Raw genomic sequence first — 16097 nt, forward strand, 5'->3', positions numbered from 1 at the left:
TCATCTGAATATTTGACAGTTAAAACTGCGCCAGATACATATGCTTCTGGCAATCAGTAAATTTCAATTACATAGCTAAATGAATGAAGCTATTACATTGACTACGCTATCTAGTTCCTCTGTCTTCTCTTGGCTATGCTCAAATGATGTTTGCAGTAAGTCATGATATTGACAGCTTAATAAATAGCTAGATACAACGCTCCTATGTGAAAACTAGGATAATGAAATTGAGAAAATATTCAGATAATGATGCTCTTGCAGTGACCAATTACTGGTTATTAATAGTAGTTTTGGCGGTTCTGAGTAGAACAATGAATAAAGTAGGTGATTCTTTATTGCGATTTATTCTCGATAATTTGAATCACACTTCAAATAATAACACATCCGTAATTAATCGGATATATGAATTATAAAATTTCTGTAAAGTCTATTTAACTCAATATATTTTCGTAGATATAAATTGTTTGTGCAAATTTTGCACGAATGGGGGACTGGGGAAAGAAAGGGCGAATTTACTTCCCCTGCACCCCTGCACCCTTACACACCTGGTCTTGCTCTAACTGTCAGCATACCGACTGTTATTAACAGCACACTAAGGAGCGTTCTTGGTTCGGGAACTGCGGCGGGGGGTTCATAGCGTCGTAGGGTGGTGAGTGTTGCACCGGCTAAGTTACGACTGGAACGGGCGTTAATTAATTCGATATAGGTGATGTTTTCTAAGGGTGAGTACCACATATTGGAGCGATAACCTAGAGTTTGTCCCCGATGGATGTACCAAAAGCGATTGGGGGATTCTAGAGTGCCGATGCCTAGACCGTAGGTGGTATAGTTTTGGGAGGTGATGGGACTGATGGTGGTGAGCATTTGTTGGAGGGTGTCGGGTTCTAGTAGTTTCCCACCTATGAGAGCATGAATGAAGGTGGCTAAATCGCTGGTGTTGGAAACCATTGCGCCGCTAGCCCAAGCCCAAGATAGGTTAGCGGTGGAAATATCGTTGAGTGTGCCGTTTTGGTCGAAGTCCCAATAACCTCTGACGTAACCACCGGGAATGGTTTCTTCTTCGGCAAAGAAGGTGTTGCTGAGGGCTAAGGGTTCAAGAATGCGATCGCGTATTTCTTGTGCAATACTATTATTTGTCGCTGCTTCTACCACCATACCCAACAGTAAATAATTGGTGTTGGAATATTGCCAAGCATCTCCCGGTTGAAAACTTGCCTCTAAGCCATCAATAAAACTCACTAGTAGTTCTGGTTGCCAATTGTTGAAAAATACCCCTGGATTTACGGCAGCCCATCTAAATAATACATCTGTATAATCAGGCACGCCGCTTGTATGGTTTAGGAGTTGGCGGAGGGTAATTTGATTAGCGTTGGGAATCCAATCAGTGACAGATATTGGTAGTCTGTCTGTTAGCTTATCGTCTAAATTCAGGATGTCTTCTTCTACTAGCTGTAATGTAGTTGTTGCGACAAATGTTTTAGTAATACTGCCAATTTGAAAGCGATCGCTCGATTGCAATTGTCTACCTGTGGCTATGTCTGCTACTCCACTAGCCCCAAACCAATTTCCTTTCGGGCTGATAATTGCTACAGCCGCGCCTGGGATGTCTCCCCGTGCTTGATCTAAGGCTGTTTGTAGCTGTTGTCCTAAGTCTCTATTGACTGTATTTCTGAAGGTAATGGACTGGCTTGATTCAGTTGTTAAGGTTGCAGCTTGGGCGATCGCTGGAGTACATAACAGGGCTGAAGTCAGAATTGTTGTGCGAAAAATTTTCAACAGCATATAAGTAGAAGAAAGGTAAAAGTTAAAAGGCAAAAGTAATCAAGAAAAGGATATTAGCCCGATTTTCTTGAAAAGCTATGTGTTGTGAGAGTAAATCTAAGAACTGTAGGCAATGTTCATGAATAAAAAAATGATTTCCTGGTAGCATCTGTAGAGAAAATTCACCCGTTGTATGTTGTTGCCATGCGGCTAGTTCTATTTGTGAAACTTCTGGATCTGTAATTCCGCCAAAGGTTGTAATTGCACAAGATAATGGTGCAGGCCAAATGCCCATGACCACACCACAAAAACTGCATTATTGCACTATTTCAGTCGTGTCAGTCCACTACAACTACGTTTTAATATGATTAACTTATACCATTCTTGAAAAGGTAAAATAGAAGCTTTCCAGAGATGATTATAGGTTTCCTTGGTTGTTAGTCCGGTGGCTGGAAACTCACCTGGTTGGGGATGACAATAAGAACCAAAAACTATGTCCCAAATCGGGAAGAATACGGCATAGTTTTTATTAATATGTTGGGGTTGAAATGAGTGATGGATTCTGTGGTATTGTGGACTAACAATTATGGTTGAGAAAATACCAAATCCTAAACGTAAATTCATGTGAATAAATTGCAACCACAAAATTTCTATAAAGGCTAATAAACCTGCTGCTATCGGTTGAAGATTAAATAATAAATTCATGGGAAGAATTATGAAGAAGAGAACTAAGGGTTCTTCTAGCCAATGTATTCTTCTGGAACTGGTAACATTTAAGGAAACTTCACTGTGATGAAATTTATGTTGTCCCCATAAAAATGAATTTGTGTGTTGTAGTCGGTGAAACCAATAGTAGAAAAAGTCAACTATTAAGAAATACAGAATGATCCCGATAATTGTTTCTATCCAGTTGCGGGGTGCTGGAAAATTTAGATAAGCTCCACCTAGCCAACTGCGTGTTAATCCCACTAGTGCAGCTAAACCAAGGGCATTCATTCCAAATGCCAACAAAAGATAGACAATATACCATTTTAAGTTGAAAATAATATGGCGAAATGGTTGATTTGGTTCGGCTGGACGCACTCTTTCTATTACAATAAATACGCCATACATTAGCATTCCCTTCAGCACATATTCCACAAAGCTGAAGATAGCACCCATCCATTCCATGATGAATTAACCTATTTCTTGTGTAGAGAAAATGAATTTTACGATTTTGTGGTGATTGTATTAATTTACCATAAGTCTATCTCAATTAGTTGCAAATTTATCTCAGATTATTTTTGGAGGTAATACGATGAATTGGAGTATTTTCTTGGCTGCGCTTGGTAGTACGAGTGTGGAGTTTTTCGAGGTGGTAGCGATCGCCTATGCTATTGGTAGTTCTGGTTATGTTAAAGAAGCTATTTGGGGTTCTATCGTCGGGTTAATAGCTGTGTTATCTGTGGCGATCGCTCTCGGAACTGGGTTACAATTCTTACCACTACAACCATTACAAATTGTGATTGGTGGGTTGTTGCTGTGGTTTGGTTGGGGATGGGCCAAGAAGTCTGTACGCAGACTGGCGACGGGAAGGCGTGCAGGTTGGATTGATGATCAGGTATTAGAAAAAGAAGGTATTGTTTTAGATCAGGAATCCACAGGATTTAGTAAGCTTAATTTCCTCATTATGACTAAAAGTGTGGCTTTGGAAGCCTTGGAAATCTTTGTGATTGTCATCACGTTGGGTTTAGCAACGAGTGCATGGTATGAAGCGATCGCTGCTACAGGATTCGCTTTATTATTATCATTAGTATTTGTAATTTTCTTACATCCATATTTGGTGAAACTGCCCGAAGTGCTAATCAAACTTGGTGCAGGAATCATGCTCAGTGCGATGGGGACTTTCTGGTTAGGGGAAGGTGTCGGCTTAGAATTTCCTTTGGATGAATTGTTTATCTTGATTTTAATTGCCTTATATAGTCTAACAGCCGTAATTTCCGTGTATTGGTTCAAAAATCAACCTGTGACATGAAACCAATTCGCAATAGCCTTTGCTACGCAACGCTACCGCGAACGGCAAGGCTAACGCCAACGCAATTAGCAATTCGCAATGAACAAATTAGATGAAGATTGTCGTTACTGTTCTGTAGTTTCTAAAGCTAACCGGGAAGACCCCATTGGAACAGCCAGTACAGTAGATGAATGGTTACTGGTGGAAGTACCCCAACCTTGGAAAACCCATCTTTGGGAAGCAAAACCAGAATTTCAACCACTGCTGCAAGTTGTGGAGAAGTTAGCATCCCAACCTATACGATATTTTAAAACGCGACTTCTGGCGATCGCTCCCGATAAAACCTACACTAACCCAGAACTCGTTCACGTCTTTCATTACAAACGTCCCGCCAAGTTATTTGCTCAATACACCAAGCGGGAATATTTACTTCCCCACACCGAACTTGCACCCCTTACAGAAGCTTTATTATTCCAACCCCAGCAACTCATCCGCTTTCAGTCTTACCAGCAACCAACAGCACACATTCGAGAAATTATCATCTGTACCCATGCAAACTATGATCGAGCCTGCGGAAGATTTGGTTATCCTCTTTACCAACATTTACGCAAACAATATGCTACAGAAAACCTGCGCGTGTGGCAAACCAATCATTTTGGCGGACATCAATTTGCACCTACATTAATTGATTTCCCCCACGGACAAGTTTGGGGACATTTGGAGGTTGATATTTTAGATTGTTTAATTCATCGCCGAGGTGATGTTTCCCAGCTACGTCCTTTTTACCGTGGTTGGACAGGTTTGAGCAAATTCGAGCAAATTGCAGAGCGAGAAATTTGGATGCAGGTGGGGTGGGATTGGTTGAACTATGAAAAAACGGGACGTATTTTGGCGCAAGATGTGGGAGATATCAAAAAAAAGCTCCTGACAACCATCTTAAAGCGTCTTCCTTGTCCCAAACTCAAGCTTCTAGTAGAACGCTGGAATGAACAAGCCACTTGGGTAAAATTGGCAATTAGCTATACCAGTAAAGACGATGATAATTGGGGTACATACACAGCCGTTGTCAAAAAAACCGGAACAGTCACTACCAAATTTAAATCCGGCGATGATGTACCCTTGGCGAGTGTGAGTCAGTATGGCGTTGAGGAGTTCGGGAAATAAGAGACTGGGGAATTACGAATTAAAGGTTTGTAGTGAGGACTTCAGTCCTCTCACAAGGACTAAAGTCCTCACTACGAACTAAATTTTGGTTTTATCAGGTCTTTTTACTTAACGAATTACGAATTAACTAAATTTGTTCCACACTTAAACCTGAAGCAATCACCGCTTGCTGACACAATTCTATGGAAGGATCACCGGCTATCACTCGTCGCTGCAAACGATGGGCGATCGCAATCATATCGGGTTGTGGCAACCAGGGAAAGACTATCAACTCTCCTGGCTGAGAAAACATGGTAATTAGTTGCTCTAAGGTATTTGTTTGCAAGTCAGAGGGTTGGAGAACAATTAGTGTCTTTGCTTCCTCAATTAGCCACTCATGATCCCAGTCATCCTCGGTTACAGCTACGGCTAAAGCAATGGAAGGGATGTTAGCAAAAAACTCACTTGAGGCTGTGTCACCATGAAATATTAAGTGTTGTTTACCTAACCGTAGCCATCGGCGGCTAAGTTCGGCAATGGTTTCTGGTATCGGTGGCGCGGTGATTGGTACTTCAACTATAGAGTTATTAACATCATGAGAATTGCTTTTGTCTATGGAGTTAGGTATGATAGCGATGATTTCTGACGTTGTAGTCAGAGGTAATTCTGTTTGTTCTGGAAGATTTTCTTGTTGATGCTTAATAGTTTGGACTAATTCTTTATGGGTGATGCGTTTACCAGCTTTAGCTTCTTCTATGTACTGTTCCCGCAAGTTTTCGGGTGTCGAAGGTGCAGCTAAAAGATAAAGGGCTGAGGTCGCAATGTCAATTTGTGCAAGATTTGCACGATTCCCAAAGGTTTCGTAGACATTAATGAAATTATAAGCTGTGCGGCGACTCCAACCGAATTCCGCTTTTAACCAAGTCTCAAACTGGCCATGCTTCAGTTGAGCGCGCACTTCTGCCAAACTTTGCCCAATTTCCCAAATATCTTGAGCTGTCCGCCGTAACTGCTCTCTAATCTCGCTTGTACGTTGCTCAACTAGCGATCGCTGCTCTGGAGTGAGAATGCCATAATCAAAACTAGTCACAATATTCTGTTTCGGATTCTTAGGCTTTGAATTAATCATAGTTATGGTTTTCTAGATCCATTGAGCAAAGAATTCAGTCACCTGAGATTGCTGGTAGAACAAGCACAATGACGAGGTTATTTTAATCAGTTACAGATAATCCCTACGTTGGTAGACACACTATACGTCTAATTTTAGTGGAAAATGGGCAATTTATTGAACTGAGACTGACAAATACTTTAACGTTAACCTAGCAATGCCTTGCTACGCATTGATTCCCAGATAGCTGGAGCTATTCTAACTGCTTTAAGATTCAACTCCCATACGCAAGATTACGTAATTTTAATGTTTGAGTTATTTTTTGCCAAATCTTGCTGTCAATATTGTGAGTAAATATCGGGATATTGCTGTTATCTCAGGTAACAACAAAAAGACTTGACAAAGTATCCCATTTATTGATTTATTGAGAATAATTATTAAAAGAGTTAAGTGGTTAATAAAAATGTCAATGTGTATTTTGTGGTATCAGGGGCAGATATATTTTGGTGGATATCTTTAACCTAGACGCAGGCTTGATTTTCCATTTGCGATCGCTCAGTTAAAAAGCACTGTAATAAATTACGTGCATACACAATATTTTCACTATCTGAAGCCATGCGAGCTAATTTATGAAAACTCCGTTGCTACCGTCGGTAAATAGTTCATTGTTAGAAGTTGACCATATTTTTATCTGTGTTGAGACAGCACCGGAACTAGAGTTTTTTGCTAAACAGGGACTAACTGTTGCTAACACTCCTGTCAAACAACCTGATAGAGGTACAGCCTCATATATTATTTTTTTTGATAATTTTTATATAGAATTTATCTGGATTGAGGATGAAGTCGCCGCAGAAATTTATGCAGTGCGTACAGGTATAGATTTTTTAGCCAGATGTCTACGAAGGACTGCACCTAAGCACTTTCATGACACGAAAATTTCTCCTTTTGGGATTGCACTACGTCAGCAATCTCAGACAAAACGTCCCCTAGAAGACTATGAATTTAGTTACTCACCACCGGGACGTTCAGAATTATTGCTAAGTTTTTCTAGTGATAATTTAGTAAATCAAACAGAACCCCTGTGTTTTTTAATTCCTGATGCCATATCTCTACCTAGACTCAAAAGAAACTTTCCTAACTTGCAACATCAGTGGATGTCTCATGCTTTGGGGTTGAAAAAGATGACAGGGATTGAGATTAGTGCTGCTTGTGGGAATACTTTAACTCAACCTCTAGCACTGTTATCCCAAGACGGAGTGGTACAAATTGACTCTGGTTGTCCATCTATCCAGTTGACTTTTGATAATCGGGTGCAAAGAGGTGTGATAGATGCGCGAAAAATAGATATTCCTCTGGTATTAAAGTTTTAGGCACAAAAATCTCATGAATTTGGGGAATCCTCAAATCTGGCAGCAATTTTGGCAAATTATTCAACCATACTGGTTATATCGTTGGCGAGGGGATGCGATCGCCCAATTAATCATGCTGGTGATTTTATCCTTGGGAAGTAGTTATTTCATCATTTTTGAGATTCTCCAACGCGGAGAAATCACTTCTTCCTTAGCCGCACAGAATTTTAATCGGTTCTACCAGACCTTTTGGTTTTTTAGCGGCGTTGTTATTATTAACGTTATATTTATCTCTCTCAAAAACTATATCCAAGCCCAAATCAGCCTTGATTGGCGAAAATGGCTGACATCTGACTATTTCCAGCAATATTTTGCCAAACAATCCTTTTATCAATTGCAGGTTAACGCTGAGATTGATAATCCAGATCAACGTTTGGCGGAAGATATCAAAAATGTCACCCAAAGATTAGTAGCACTATTTGTAATTTTTCTTGATTCTTTAGTACAGCTAATAGGTTTTATTGGTGTACTGTGGCTGATTTCTCCCTTCCTGATGTACTCCTTGGTGACCTACGCTGTAGTCGGTACACTGGTGACAACGCTGGTGTTTGGGAAAGTTTTAGTCGGAATTAACTTAGAGCAAATCAAGCGGGAAGCGGATTTTCGCTATGGTTTAGTCAGAGTCAGAGAAAATGCAGAAGCGATCGCATTCTACAACGGACAAACCCAGGAATCACAACAACTCAAACAGAGATTTAGTCAAGTATTTGCCAATATTAAGCGTTTAATTAGCTGGCAATTTCGGCTGAATGTCTTCCAAAACGGCTATCAGTTTCTTACCTTCATCCTACCCTTTTTGATATTAGCTCCCCGAATTTTCTCCCGTGAATTAGAAATAGGTGCAGTCACCCAATCCCAAGCAGCCTTTGAGCGAGTCGGGTTAGCACTGGGATTAATTATTACTCAATTCAATCAAATTACTACTTTAGCAGCCGGAGTTGAGCGACTTTCAGAACTAGGTAAGGCAATGCAAACAGAGGCACAAGGGAAAATTAAGTTTGCGGAAAATACAGAGATTAATATTAAAAATTTAACACTAGAAATTCCCGAAAGAGGCAACTTAATTCAAGATATATCTTTGAGTGTCAAACCAGGGGAATCATTAATAATTGTCGGGGAGAGTGGCGTAGGAAAGACATCATTATTGAGAGCGATCGCTGGGCTATGGTTACATGGAGAAGGCATAATTGAGCGTCCAGCTAATGATAGTTTGTTATTTCTCCCCCAACGTCCCTACATCACTTGGGGAAGCTTGCGACAACAATTAACCTATCCCCAAACAACAACGAACATTCCCTCTGAAATCCTCCTCAAAACCCTCCAACAAGTACACCTACCCGACTTAGCCCAAAGCCACGGAGGCTTAGACACAGTAATTGATTGGTCAAGAGTATTATCATTAGGAGAACAACAAAGACTAGCCTTTGCCAGATTGCTCTTAATTCAACCAAAATACGCCATTTTAGACGAGTCAACAAGTGCGCTAGATGAAGAAACCGAAGCCAGTTTATATCAACAACTGCAACAAACATCAATCACCTATATCAGCGTCGGACATCGCAACACATTATTAAACTATCATCAAATGGTTTTAGAACTAGCACAGCAAAACTGGCAATTATTACCTATAGATAATTTTTGTTTCGCGCAAAGGCGCATTCGCCCTTGGCGTTCCCGCAGGGTAGACGCAAAGGATTCTCCGCGCCCCTTTGCGTGAACTCCGCGCTCCTCTGCGTTTAAAACTCCCCTAAATCAGTAACGTAGGGTGTGTGACGGCAACGATAAGATTTAAAACATCACGCATATATTCAACTTGCCGTCACGCACCAAGCAAACATAACGCCATGTGCGACTTAATATTCTGTAACAAGATCGTCGAACTGAAGAGGGTCACAATTGTGGCGATTAAGCCAGAAACAGACGGTATGAGCTAAAATCTTGCGATTGAGACGACTGGTAAGATGCCACATATCTCTCGCTCGAATCTTCTCTATATGAAATCTCTCAACTAATTGACCAATTACTGTTTCAATTAGGCGACGAAAGCGTTGCATTAATCGCACTGAAGATCGGCTACGAGAGTCAGACATATTAGAACGCAAAGGGGTTTGTAAAGTAATACCCACTTCTTTAAGTTCTCCTGACAAGAACTGACTTAAATAGCCCTTATCTCCGATTAATAAACCTTTAATTCGCGTGATTAAATCCCAAAGTGCGTCCCGTTCACTGCCATTTGCCGGAGTCAGGGTAAATCCACTAATAACTCCTGTGCCACTAACGATTAAATGCCCATGAAACCCATAGTACGTCTGTTTTTTAGCAGCACAAAAACCATAATCTGCAAGGGATTTAAAACTTCGGCAGTTGGGAGCGCGACTCAAGCCACACAAAGGTATTGGTAATCCATCAATCAAATGAAGTTGATCAGAGTATGCTCCTAAATACTGTGCTAATTTTTGTTGTATGAGTTCCTTGTACTGCCAACAATTAGCTGCTTGACGAATAAAAGCATAGCGACTCTTTAACTGAGGAAATAGCCCTAACCAGTGACGGTGAAAGTATTTCCAAATGTCTTTGTCAGCATCTATTCCCAAAAACTCTGCCACTACTTCCATTGTTAAAACTTCACTCTCCCTTAAACTCGGAGCAAAACCTCGTCTCTTGATTGGGTATATCTGGGTGATTTCCATCCGCACGTCGTCAACACAGCAAAATACGGCAATGATAAACTCTTCAATAGAAAACATTTTTCCCGCATTCCATTCACTGGTAACGATTTTCTCGCTCCAGTGCGGATTGTGGGAATTTTCTTTTCAATCGTTCATACACCTCAATTGTGTAACGAAACAATAAGTCGCACATCGCGTAACATAGGTAATATCAATCATGATAAAATCACCCTAGCCGAAAATCACCTAAAACCTCTGCGTGAAAACCGACAGCATATTTTATCGCCTATTTCAACAATTCCCCAGCATCTTCTTTGAACTCATTGACAACCCTCCCGAAACTGCCAACATCTATCAATTTGCTTCCGTAGAAATCAAACAAACAGCCTTTAGAATTGATGGTGTATTTCTCCCCATCCAAGATGAAACTAAACCTATTTATTTTGTAGAAGTCCAATTTCAAGCAGATGTAGATATTTACCTGCGTCTGATTTCCGAAATTACCCTATACTTACGCCAAAACAAACGCCAAAATCCTTGGCGGGGAGTAGTAATTTATCCTTACAGACAGATAGATACAGCCGAAAAAGCAGATTTCCTAGAATTATTTGAGAGTCAACGTATCAAGATAATCTACTTAAATGAACTAGGTGAAGCTGGATCACTACCCATAGGCATTGCTACGATAAAATTAGTAATTGAGGCGGAAGATACAGCCATTAACACGGCTAAGGAATTAATCAACCGCACCCAACAAGCACAAAATTTGCAACTGCCACAACAACAGTTACTAGAATTAATAGAGACAATCTTAGTTTATAAATTTCCCCAAATGAGTCGCCAGGAGATAGAAGCAATGTTTGGTTTAAGTGAGTTAAAGCAAACGCGAGTTTATCAAGAAGCTAAAGAGGAAGGCAAACTAGAAGGTGAACAGGAAGGTAAACAAAAAGCCAAATTAGAAGCTATACCTAAACTGTTAGCACTGGGTTTAACCGTGGAACAAATAGCACAGGCATTAGATTTAGATGTTACAGAAGTCCAGCAAGTAGCAGGTTTATAAATTTCCGCAAATGAGTCGCCAGGAGATAGAAGCAATGTTTGGTTTAAGTGAGTTAAAGCAAACACGGGTTTATCAAGAAGCTAAAGAGGAAGGCAAACTAGAAGGCAAACTAGAAGGTGAACAGGAAGGTAAACAAAAAGCCAAATTAGAAGCTGTACCTAAACTGTTAGCACTGGGTTTAACTGTAGAACAAATAGCACAGGCTTTAGATTTAGATACTGCACAAGTCCAAGAGTTAGCACAACAAGAGCGATAACTTCTCTTTGCTACACAAAGCTAGAGCAGTAGGGTGTGTTACGACAATGTGAGGATTTAAGCATGAGCGACAGTGTAAATTGCCGTAACGCAACGTAATCAGACTCTCATATCACTTCACTGTTGAGGTAGAATCAGGGACAAATAAATTTAAAATCCCAAATTACACCTGATTATATGCTGAAAATCAATCAACTGATAGCCCGATCGCAAACCTTGAGATTAGACAAATATAGAGATCAGCGTCCTTTGGCGTATCATCGACTAGCTAACTGGAAACTGGCTCTTAAAGCTACCCTGCTACTTGCACCAATCTTCATCCCTCTACCAGTAACTGCACAGATATCCAACATTGATATCCCATTCATGTCATTTTACGATTGGGTGGTATGAGCAATACTGACAAGCAAATCGTTGCCGATTCTATGGCATATCAAGCCGTGATGTCTGTGCTTGTGTTGAATGATCTCAAGCGTCGCGGTGACAGTGCTGGTATAGCAAAGCTACGTGAAGGTATTATTCGCAGTGCGCGGGTTCTAGGATGGGACTTCAATCGCCTGAAACTCACTAGCCAAGGCTTTGTCACCGCACGTTGATCGCTTTTTGTTAACGTTCCACATCAGCACGCAGACGCTTAACATTATCCTGTAAGACAGCAGAAGGTAAAATATAACTCCCATCAACCGCCGCATAAGTAGGAAGTTTATCTGTCACAACCTCAATAGTTGCTTGTTGTTGATTAACTTGATGTTTTTGCTGATAAATCCTATTTCCCTCTGCATCCTCCAAAGACACAGTAAACGGGATATTCAACACTGCTGATTTTTGCTCTCCCAGATTACTTGTATAAAGCTTCTGCGCTTCCACCTTCAATTTAATTTTATATTTGCCATCAGGTAACTTTTGCCAAACAGCATCAGTTAAAGATACTTGATAAGTAATAACTTCAGCAAACAATTCATTAATTACCTCTCTCTTTTCAGCCCCAGCCTTACTTAAAATTGCATCCCGTAAATCAATCACTGTTGCATAGGGAGCAGATTTATAACGATACTTATTCAAAAATTCCCGAATAGCAGATAATAAAGCCTCCTTCCCGATGATATCTTCCACCAATTCCAACACCATACCACCCTTATAACGAGCGATAGGAGTTTCATTATAAACATCAGTTAAAGGCGGTTCTTTAAAATCAATCTTTCCTAACAGACGAAAGAAATCCCGCATCAACTGTTTTCTCGCTAAAACTTGTTCTTTAGGAGTGCGTCGAGAACGTTGATAAAGTGAACTAGCATAAGCACTCAGAGATTCATTAATTGTCATTCCCCCTGCAACATCAGCCGCCATAATTTGCTCATCCCACCAAGCTTGAGCTAACAAATATGATAACCAATCAATGATATTTTCTTTACCTAAACCTTGGGCTTGACTTTTCCAAACTAAGACTTCAGGAATGCCAATTGTCCCAGCATCAGAAAATACCATACCATTGTAAAAAACAAACTCCGTCACCCGCACTTGTGGAAAAGGATAAGAACCAAAAGTTTTTTCATAAAACTCTAAAGCTTCACCAATTTGAGTGGCGATGAGTTTCACATTATCTTCGTGGGTTGGATGGTAATAGATTTCAATGGGAACGCGATAATTATTATCTCGATAAACTTTGTAGCGTCCAGAATAAATAGTAAATTCCCCACGCTTAGGAGTGGTTGATTGATAACGGAAGTATTTTCTATCTCCTTGCTTCCATTGTTTAATTAATTTCCCCGATGTGATAGCAGTTTGATTTGCTGATGTACCAATAGTAATATCTGTTTTACCCCAGCCTAAATGAGTTAACATCAGCCCTTGGGATAAACCCACCGGATCATCATGTTTTCTCATTCTGTCTTCCAGGGGTGGTAGATTTAGCTTTTGACGTAACCAAGCTTTTTTATTTTCTACCATCTTGGTGTAACCCACAAAAGGTAAGATAAAAGGACTATATAAATAAGTGCCGTTACCTACCACATCGTTAGGATAAATCATGTAGATATCATCATTATCAACCTCATTACGAAATCCTTGGGGGCGTTCAATGCGGGTGACAAACTGCATGGTTTGTTTCTCTCCCGGCATCAGAGGTTTTTCTAGGTCATAGATGTGATATCCTAATTTATTATCAGAGGAACATAACTTTAAACCTGGGTATTTTACATCATCAATTTTTAAATTAATGAAGGTCAATAAATGAATTTCTCGTATCGGTGACTGGGTACGATTTTCTAATAAATATTCACCTTGAGCAATAAAATAACGTTGCTCTGGATAAAGGTCAATATTTAGCCGAGTTTCAGTCACAACCGGCATAGGCAGATTTTCATACTTTTTGTATCGCCTTTCCACCTCCGCCGCCGTTTCTTCGCTGGTAGGTGGTTTGTATGCGTTAACGATAATTGTGTTGTAACCAATCCATCCTCCCACACCTGCAAACATGAATATTAAAGCTGCTAAAGCACGTTTGACTTTTTTATTAGTATTTCGCCAACCTCTTTGCCAATCTTTAACTAAATTTTGATCAAATGTCCCACGGGGATAAATAATATATGCCAGCATCATTAAAATTGCTCCCCCAATTGCCCAGTAAAGACTATACCAAAGATGTCCGATTAACAGATGTCCGTAACCGTTCATTAAGGAATATTCAATATCATTGGTAGCAGCAAAACGGTAGAGATTATGATATAAACCCAGGGCGTGGAGAGGAATTTTTGAGAGAGAAATTAACACCCTCGTAAAATTAAGTTAGTTTCAAACCAAGCGCGGTTAATCCATTGTTGCCATAGTAAGGAAGATGCAGGAGAATAAGCGGGGGAATAATTTCTATTGATATTTATTGGTTGAGACTTTGTAGTCTTCACTTTGGTTTTCACAGGAGATTTTCCCATCACCTTCATTGAATAGGTGTGATAACTCCACATCCAACCAGCCACAGCAATGGTAATCCAAAGTAGACGATTCCACAGCAGTGTTCCCCCTAAAGACGGCATCAAATTATTATGCTGGAAAACTGTCCAAGTCAGGGTTTTTTCTTCAAAAGCATAAAAGCCAAAGGGGTCTAACATTGCCCAGATGCGGTATAATTCAAAGTCGATGACATCTACCCCCACCAGCATCAGAGAAACCAGGTAGAGCATGACAAGAACAATTGCCCCAGCATAGGTAATGATAATACTTCTGGTTTTGGAAGCAATACTAAATGCGATCGCAGAAACTAAAAATAGATTGGGTAATACAAATAATACATAACTAGCCACATAAGCTTCAGGACGAAATGCACCCAAAGCAAAGGGGTTTAATCCAGGTATAACAGTACCTAAAAGCATCCCTGGTATATAGGTAGAAAACGCCAAAAGCGTCATTCCAAATGCAGCGATGAAGCGGGTTGTTAAATAGTCCCGTTTACGGATGGGAGTAGCCAAAATTAAAGCTTCCATACGGTAATTACTATCCCGCACAAAAGTTTCAGCCACAAAAGCCGATGCTGCCAAAATTCCAAAAATGGTATACCAAATAGTAACTTGAAAGATTTCCGCCGGACTATTGACAAAAAAGAAGGCGTTACCAGGCCCAGCTTTCGCAACTATATCGGTGAGTCCAATGGCGAAAAATAAGATAGCAATTAACCAAAACGTCGGGCGACGGAGATGATAAAAAGTTTCAAACCGCAAAATAGCGGAAAATGCTTGTTTCATACAGCAATAGTTTGAGATTGGGGTTTATCTAATAACGCAATGAAATAAACATCATTTAAATCCGGTTCAACAGGTTGAAAATCCTTACCGGGTTGAGAATCACTTAAAACGCGCACCCATCTTTCTCCCCGCGACATTCGGGAAGTAATTACCGTTAATTCTTCAACATTGCTCGTTTCTGAATGCAGTGCAGTCCAAACTCTGCCATTTAAAGCATTAATTAAAGCCTGTGGACTACCACTGCGAAGGATTTCACCCCTATTCATAATCGCCATATTCGGGCATAATTCGGCGACATCTTCGACAATATGGGTAGAGAGTAGTAAAACTCTGTCTTGGCTGATTTCTGAAAGCAAATTATGAAACCGGATGCGTTCTGCTGGATCTAAACCTGCGGTTGGCTCATCTACTATTACGAGTTTGGGTGAACCGAGTAAAGCTTGAGCAATTCCGAAACGCTGGCGCATACCACCGGAAAAAGTGCCTAATTTCTGTTGACGCTGTTCGTATAGATTGACAAGTTGCAGTTGTTGTGCAACTATTTCTCGTCGTTGTTGATGATGAATAAATCCTTTGAAGACGGCTAATTGATCTAGTAAATCTTCAGCTGAAACACTTGGATAAACGCCAAAATCTTGAGGTAAATAACCTAAGATACTACGAGCAGATTGGGGATTTTTGAGGAAATTTACGCCGTCTAATTCTATTGAGCCAGAATCAGCATCTTGGAGAGTGGCTAGTGTCCGCATGAGGCTAGATTTCCCTGCACCGTTTGGGCCGAGTAATCCGAAGATGCCGTAATCTATTTTTAAGGATATATCTCTTAGGGCTTGGATGCCGTTGGGGTATTTTTTGTTTAATTGTTTGATGATGAGCATGATTTTTTTAACGCAGAGGGGCGCGGAGAGAGATTTTATGAGGGAGTTCTTTGAGTCTTTGCGCCTACCCTGTGGGAACGCCTTGGC

Annotated in this window: 15 protein-coding genes and 1 pseudogene; 8 read left to right on the forward strand and 8 right to left on the reverse strand. The window is 40.4% G+C overall.

From position 1 onward, the window contains the following. Positions 1-537: 537 nt before the first annotated feature. From ACN222_RS13265 to ACN222_RS13275, 3 genes are read right to left on the reverse strand one after another with little or no spacing between them, the layout of a single operon-like run. Entirely contained in the window at positions 538-1782 is a 1245-nt protein-coding gene (locus ACN222_RS13265; protein WP_010996812.1) for a serine hydrolase domain-containing protein, read from the reverse strand. 22 nt (positions 1783-1804) lie between these two features. Next, complete coding sequence (locus ACN222_RS13270) at positions 1805-2056, reverse strand: thioesterase II family protein (RefSeq protein WP_044521432.1); 252 nt, start codon at positions 2054-2056, stop codon at positions 1805-1807. A 29-nt stretch (positions 2057-2085) separates the two neighbouring features. Beyond that, positions 2086-2931: a sterol desaturase family protein gene (locus ACN222_RS13275; protein WP_010996814.1), complete on the reverse strand. Its 846-nt coding sequence runs from the start codon at positions 2929-2931 to the stop codon at positions 2086-2088. Between the two features lie 127 nt (positions 2932-3058). Between ACN222_RS13275 and ACN222_RS13280 the strand changes: the two genes are divergently transcribed. After that, a complete protein-coding gene (locus ACN222_RS13280; RefSeq protein WP_010996815.1) occupies positions 3059-3775 on the forward strand; it encodes a COG4280 domain-containing protein in 717 nt (238 codons plus the stop codon). A 78-nt stretch (positions 3776-3853) separates the two neighbouring features. Continuing rightward, on the forward strand, positions 3854-4918 hold the full coding sequence (locus tag ACN222_RS13285) for a sucrase ferredoxin (RefSeq protein ID WP_010996816.1): 1065 nt from the start codon (positions 3854-3856) through the stop codon (positions 4916-4918). 127 nt (positions 4919-5045) lie between these two features. Here ACN222_RS13285 and ACN222_RS13290 read toward each other — a convergent pair whose 3' ends face one another. Continuing rightward, positions 5046-5987, reverse strand: a complete 942-nt coding sequence (locus ACN222_RS13290) for a DNA-methyltransferase (RefSeq protein ID WP_231865456.1) — start codon at positions 5985-5987, stop codon at positions 5046-5048. A 647-nt stretch (positions 5988-6634) separates the two neighbouring features. On the opposite strand from ACN222_RS13290, the gene ACN222_RS13295 reads away from it, so the two are divergent. Both ACN222_RS13295 and ACN222_RS13300 read left to right on the forward strand, forming a co-directional pair. Continuing rightward, a complete protein-coding gene (locus tag ACN222_RS13295) occupies positions 6635-7375 on the forward strand; it encodes a VOC family protein (RefSeq protein ID WP_010996818.1) in 741 nt (246 codons plus the stop codon). Between the two features lie 13 nt (positions 7376-7388). After that, a complete protein-coding gene (locus ACN222_RS13300; RefSeq protein WP_010996819.1) occupies positions 7389-9131 on the forward strand; it encodes an ABC transporter ATP-binding protein/permease in 1743 nt (580 codons plus the stop codon). Positions 9132-9267: 136 nt separating this feature from the next. On the opposite strand, the gene ACN222_RS13305 is transcribed toward ACN222_RS13300, so the two are convergent. Beyond that, complete coding sequence (locus ACN222_RS13305) at positions 9268-10161, reverse strand: IS982-like element ISNsp1 family transposase (RefSeq protein ID WP_010996820.1); 894 nt, start codon at positions 10159-10161, stop codon at positions 9268-9270. Between the two features lie 181 nt (positions 10162-10342). Here ACN222_RS13305 and ACN222_RS13310 point away from each other — a divergent pair, with 181 nt between their 5' ends. From ACN222_RS13310 to ACN222_RS13325, 4 genes and pseudogenes are all read left to right on the forward strand, one after another. Further along, entirely contained in the window at positions 10343-11143 is an 801-nt protein-coding gene (locus tag ACN222_RS13310) for an Rpn family recombination-promoting nuclease/putative transposase (protein WP_044521433.1), read from the forward strand. Further along, positions 11136-11399 (forward strand): annotated as a pseudogene (locus ACN222_RS13315) (Rpn family recombination-promoting nuclease/putative transposase); the annotation flags it as partial. The gene ACN222_RS13310 and the pseudogene ACN222_RS13315, both read left to right, overlap by 8 nt. Positions 11400-11575: 176 nt before the next feature. Next, positions 11576-11791 (forward strand): hypothetical protein, encoded by a 216-nt coding sequence (locus ACN222_RS13320; protein ID WP_010996824.1) that lies wholly within the window; start codon positions 11576-11578, stop codon positions 11789-11791. Then, a complete protein-coding gene (locus ACN222_RS13325; protein WP_010996825.1) occupies positions 11788-11994 on the forward strand; it encodes a hypothetical protein in 207 nt (68 codons plus the stop codon). Before ACN222_RS13320 ends, ACN222_RS13325 begins: the two co-directional genes overlap by 4 nt. A 10-nt stretch (positions 11995-12004) precedes the next feature. On the opposite strand, the gene ACN222_RS13330 is transcribed toward ACN222_RS13325, so the two are convergent. Genes ACN222_RS13330 through ACN222_RS13340 form a run of 3 tightly spaced genes read right to left on the reverse strand, consistent with a single transcriptional unit; the run spans position 12005 to position 16010 of the window. Then, entirely contained in the window at positions 12005-14167 is a 2163-nt protein-coding gene (locus ACN222_RS13330) for a M1 family metallopeptidase (RefSeq protein ID WP_197535799.1), read from the reverse strand. Further along, on the reverse strand, positions 14161-15132 hold the full coding sequence (locus ACN222_RS13335) for an ABC transporter permease (protein ID WP_010996827.1): 972 nt from the start codon (positions 15130-15132) through the stop codon (positions 14161-14163). Before ACN222_RS13335 ends, ACN222_RS13330 begins: the two co-directional genes overlap by 7 nt. Beyond that, the gene (locus tag ACN222_RS13340; protein WP_010996828.1) at positions 15129-16010 is read right to left on the reverse strand and encodes an ABC transporter ATP-binding protein; all 882 of its coding nucleotides are present in this window, start codon (positions 16008-16010) and stop codon (positions 15129-15131) included. Before ACN222_RS13340 ends, ACN222_RS13335 begins: the two co-directional genes overlap by 4 nt. Positions 16011-16097 lie beyond the last annotated feature (87 nt).

Origin of the sequence: Anabaena sp. FACHB-595 (assembly GCF_048568275.1) — a bacterium.
Taxonomy (GTDB): domain Bacteria; phylum Cyanobacteriota; class Cyanobacteriia; order Cyanobacteriales; family Nostocaceae; genus Trichormus.

What these genes read in the sequence shown, in the direction of transcription:
- ACN222_RS13265 (WP_010996812.1), bottom strand. Translation starts at nt 1,782, where the DNA reads ATGCTGTTGAAAATTTTTCGCACAACAATTCTGACTTCAGCCCTGTTA.
- ACN222_RS13280 (WP_010996815.1), top strand. Translation starts at nt 3,059, where the DNA reads ATGAATTGGAGTATTTTCTTGGCTGCGCTTGGTAGTACGAGTGTGGAG.
- ACN222_RS13335 (WP_010996827.1), bottom strand. Translation starts at nt 15,132, where the DNA reads ATGAAACAAGCATTTTCCGCTATTTTGCGGTTTGAAACTTTTTATCAT.
- ACN222_RS13285 (WP_010996816.1), top strand. Translation starts at nt 3,854, where the DNA reads ATGAACAAATTAGATGAAGATTGTCGTTACTGTTCTGTAGTTTCTAAA.
- ACN222_RS13275 (WP_010996814.1), bottom strand. Translation starts at nt 2,931, where the DNA reads ATGGAATGGATGGGTGCTATCTTCAGCTTTGTGGAATATGTGCTGAAG.
- ACN222_RS13270 (WP_044521432.1), bottom strand. Translation starts at nt 2,056, where the DNA reads ATGGGCATTTGGCCTGCACCATTATCTTGTGCAATTACAACCTTTGGC.
- ACN222_RS13295 (WP_010996818.1), top strand. Translation starts at nt 6,635, where the DNA reads ATGAAAACTCCGTTGCTACCGTCGGTAAATAGTTCATTGTTAGAAGTT.
- ACN222_RS13325 (WP_010996825.1), top strand. Translation starts at nt 11,788, where the DNA reads ATGAGCAATACTGACAAGCAAATCGTTGCCGATTCTATGGCATATCAA.
- ACN222_RS13320 (WP_010996824.1), top strand. Translation starts at nt 11,576, where the DNA reads ATGCTGAAAATCAATCAACTGATAGCCCGATCGCAAACCTTGAGATTA.
- ACN222_RS13305 (WP_010996820.1), bottom strand. Translation starts at nt 10,161, where the DNA reads ATGTTTTCTATTGAAGAGTTTATCATTGCCGTATTTTGCTGTGTTGAC.
- ACN222_RS13340 (WP_010996828.1), bottom strand. Translation starts at nt 16,010, where the DNA reads ATGCTCATCATCAAACAATTAAACAAAAAATACCCCAACGGCATCCAA.
- ACN222_RS13300 (WP_010996819.1), top strand. Translation starts at nt 7,389, where the DNA reads ATGAATTTGGGGAATCCTCAAATCTGGCAGCAATTTTGGCAAATTATT.